Below are 4,036 nucleotides of genomic sequence, written 5' to 3'. Positions count from 1 at the left end.
GGTCATTTAATAAAATGGCATCAAAAATAAGTTTACTTATAAAAAATCAAAATAAGTTAAATACTGAATTAGAAAAGAAAGTTGAGTTAAAAACTAATGAATTACAAGAAATTAATAAAAATTTAGAAAATAAAATAAATGATAGAACTGAATTTTTAAGAGTAGCTCTTGATAAAGCGAAAAAAGCTGATGAAGCAAAAAGTATTTTCTTAGCAAATATTAGTCATGAGATAAGAACGCCTTTAAACGCGATAATAGGTTTTTCAGATATTTTAGCAAATACAAAACAAGAAAATGAAAAAAATAGAAAATATACTGAGATTATAAAATCAAGTTCAAACTCTTTATTAAATATTATAAATGATATTTTAGATATTTCAAAGATTCAAAATGGTAATTTTGAACTTAATTTAGATGAAACAAATATTAATAAAGTAAGTGAAAGTGTAATAGAACTATTTTTAAATCAAGCAAGAGAAAAGCATATTCAGTTAATTTTCAATATTGACAATAATATTCCATCAAATATTATGAGTGATTCAATAAGATTAAAACAAGTGTTAACAAACTTATTAAGTAATGCTATAAAATTTACTTTTGAACATGGTAAAGTATCACTAAATATATATATTATAAATGAAAATGAAAATGAAATTACATTAAGATTTGAAGTAATTGATACAGGAATAGGAATTCCTATTGAAAATATAGATAATATATTCCAACCATTTATTCAAGTTGAACATAAAGCAACAAGAGAGTATCAAGGTACAGGACTTGGTTTAAGTATTTGTAATCATATAGTAGAATCATTTAATTCTAAAATTAATATTGAAAGCTCTGTTGGAAAAGGAACAAAACTTTGGTTTGACTCTACATTTATGAAGTGTGAAGATGATAAAAAAGATTTAAATAATTATGCTGGAAAATTAAAATTCAAGATTACATCCTCTTCTAATGATTTAATAAGTCATATAGAAAAATATTTAAATATCTTTGGAACAATAGAGAATAAAAACCCAGATGTACTAATCTACCCATTTGAAAATATTGATGAGCTTAAAAAGAATAGAGAAATAAATCAAGAAATACCAACTTTAATACTATTTAGATATGAAAATGATATTAAGAAAATAGAGTTAAATAAAAATGAATTTGCAATTTCTCTTCCTTTTTACTCTTCAAATGTAAATGATAGTTTACAAGAGTTACTAAGTAAATCTAATAATCAAAAGCTAAAATATAATAAAACATTAACATCTAGTTATAGTGGAAAAGTTTTAGTTGCTGAAGATAATATTGCAAATCAAGAACTAATATCACATATTCTAAAAGATATGAAAGTTGATTTTAATATTGAAGAAAATGGGTTAAAATGTTTTGAAAGTTATACGAAAAATAAATATGATTTAATTCTTATGGATATAAATATGCCTGTTCTTGATGGTATTTCTAGTTTAAATAAAATTAGAAAATTTGAAAAAGAGAACAATCAAAGAAAAGTACCAATTATTGCATTAACCGCAAATGCAATAAAGGGTGATAAAGAAAAGTTCTTAAATTTAGGAATGAATGCATATATAAGTAAACCAATTAATGTAAATGAATTAAATGCATTATTTCAAAAGTATTTAACTAAAGAAATAAAAGAAAATGATTTTCAAGAAACAGTAGAAAAAAAGAGTTCTATTAAATCGAAATTAGATGCAAAATTAATACAAACTAATTTAGGTGTTAGTGAAAAAATTTCATTTATGCTAATAGAGAACTTTAAAAAAAGTATTGAAAAAGATTTATATGAATTAGAAGATTTAATAAAAAATCAAGAGATTGAAAAAGTAGTGCAAAAAGCTCATTATATTAAAAATTCATGTTTAAATGTTTATTTAAATGATGCTTGTATTTTATTAGAAGAGTTTGAATTAAAAAATATAAAACCTGAAGTTATGAATAAAAAATATGAAGAATTAAAAGACATAATCAATAATGCTATAAATATTAATTAAAATATTTATTAGCATTATTTTTTATCTCTTCTTGGCTTCTTACACCAACTTCTTTTGAGATAATCACTCCATCTTTAATATATACTAAAGCAGGGATACTTCTAATATTAAATCTATTAGCTAGTTTTTCTTGGTCTTCAATATCAACTTTATAGATTGTTACATCTTGGTTTTTGCTTGCATCATATTTTGTTAAACTTTTACCTAAAGTCTTACAAGCATATCACCATGTTGCATAAAAATCTATAATTACATTTTTTTTACTAATTTTTTCATCAAAATTATCTGCATTTAAATGTTCAAAGGCAAATAATGAAGAGATACTTAAAAGCAAAATTATAAATAATTTTTTCATTTTAATCCTTTTTATAATTTTACTAAAGTTATGTGAAGAAACTGTTTAGATTCTTTTAGCTTGATTTTTTCTGTAAATCAATAATAATATATAAGAAATTATAATAGCACTTACTGTTCTAATAACTATTGCCATAGTAAAGTCAGCACCAAAAATAACGAAAAGTAGAGTATCTTCAATAATAGCATGACAAATCATTAAAAATGTTCCTATATAAAAGATATCTTCTTTACTAATTCTTCCACTTTCAACTTCTTTGATTAAAATCCCAGCACCATAAGTAATACCTAAAAAAATACCAACAGTTAATGAAAATCCTTTACTTACATTTTTTTTAGAGTCTTGAATAAATTTTCTGCTTTTAATAAAATCCATTATAAAAATAAGAACAATAATTAAAAGAATAATCTTAACACTTAGTATCATTGAGTTTAAAAATGAATTATATAATAAATCAGTAATAGAACTATATTCAAGAACTTTAAAAGAGTTTTCTACAATAGTTGAACTAAACCATTGGCTTGGCATAAGTGCTGTTATAAAAGCAACTATAAATCCAACTGTGATTCTTAGAGTATAGGAGTAAGTATTTGATAAACCTATTTTTTTCATTATTACACTTTCTACTACAAGAGAGTGACAAATACCAATAAATACAGCAAGAATTGTCCATTGATGAATTGTTAAATCAAGAGGTGCTGCAAATGCGATTGCCCCATAAACGTTTAAAAACATTCCACTAATAATTGATAATGAAGTTTCAGGAGGTAATCCAAGTAGTCCTGTAATTGGTTCAACTAAAAATGATATATAAGATAAAGTATTATAATAAAATAGAACATCAGCAATAATATAAATAGGTATAACTAATTTTAATATTATCCAAATGCTCTTAAGTGATGAATTAATTGTCTGTTCATAGTCCATTAATTACTCCAATAATAATTTTTATGTAATATTAACCAATAAATATAAAATAGTCTTGTAAAAAACTGACATTTAAAAATTTTATTTATTATGTGTTATACTAAATTATTAATCAAAGTGAAACAATGAAAAAAATATATGATAATAATGGCAATTTATTTGCAGAACTAAACCACAGTAAAGATTATTTTTACAACTATTCTAAACATTCACACGAAACATTTGCTCTTAGTATAATTGAAGAAGGCGAAATAGAAATTCAATTTCATTCTCAAGAAAAACTATATTTACATGCAAATAAAATAGTAGTTTTTAATCCAAATCAAGTACATATTACAAAAAGTGCAATAAAAGAAAATTTAAATTATTATACTTTACATGTAGATACAAAATATTGTAAAAATAAACAAACAAATATTTTTGGGAAAAGTGATAGTTTTATTGATGTTGAAAATATTATAGATGATAAAGTATTGTATCAAAGACTACTAGGTGTTTTTGAAGATATAATTTTAAATAAACAGAATATAAAAAGTGAACAATTAGCAATATTGGTAGATGAAATTTTAGAAAAGTATACTAAGTCAAATAGTATTGAAGTAATAAATGAAGAAGAAAATAAACTTCTTAGCAATATAGAACAATACATAATACAAAATATAAAAAATCCTATAACTTTAGAAGATATTGCTTTAAATGTTAGATATAACGAATCATATATAACAAGAGTTTTTAAGAAAAAATATGG

General features: G+C 22.5%; 4 protein-coding genes and 1 pseudogene. 2 read left to right on the top strand and 3 right to left on the bottom strand.

Annotated features, from left to right (window positions below; all coding sequences use genetic code 11):
* On the top strand, positions 1 to 2,006 hold a 2,006-nt coding region (locus ACERKK_RS11810), incomplete at its 5' end, for an ATP-binding protein (RefSeq protein ID WP_373773278.1).
* Here the strand turns inward: ACERKK_RS11810 and ACERKK_RS11805 are convergent.
* The 3 genes and pseudogenes from ACERKK_RS11805 to ACERKK_RS11795 all read right to left on the bottom strand — a co-directional run.
* Positions 1,999 to 2,211, bottom strand: a pseudogene (locus ACERKK_RS11805) (thioredoxin family protein); the annotation flags it as partial. The gene ACERKK_RS11810 and the pseudogene ACERKK_RS11805 overlap by 8 nt on opposite strands.
* An 18-nt stretch (positions 2,212 to 2,229) precedes the next feature.
* Positions 2,230 to 2,361, bottom strand: a complete 132-nt coding sequence (locus tag ACERKK_RS11800) for a hypothetical protein (protein ID WP_373773277.1) — start codon at positions 2,359 to 2,361, stop codon at positions 2,230 to 2,232.
* Positions 2,362 to 2,406: 45 nt separating this feature from the next.
* Positions 2,407 to 3,288: a nucleoside recognition protein gene (locus ACERKK_RS11795; protein WP_373773276.1), complete on the bottom strand. Its 882-nt coding sequence runs from the start codon at positions 3,286 to 3,288 to the stop codon at positions 2,407 to 2,409.
* A gap of 125 nt (positions 3,289 to 3,413) precedes the next feature.
* On the opposite strand from ACERKK_RS11795, the gene ACERKK_RS11790 reads away from it, so the two are divergent.
* Positions 3,414 to 4,036 (top strand): helix-turn-helix transcriptional regulator (locus tag ACERKK_RS11790; protein WP_373773275.1); only part of this gene is annotated, 623 nt, incomplete at its 3' end.

It is taken from the genome of Poseidonibacter sp., from assembly GCF_041821165.1.
GTDB lineage: Bacteria > Campylobacterota > Campylobacteria > Campylobacterales > Arcobacteraceae > Poseidonibacter.
Note: the sequence above shows the minus strand (reverse complement) of the source record. Positions and strands in the feature narration are given on the sequence as shown.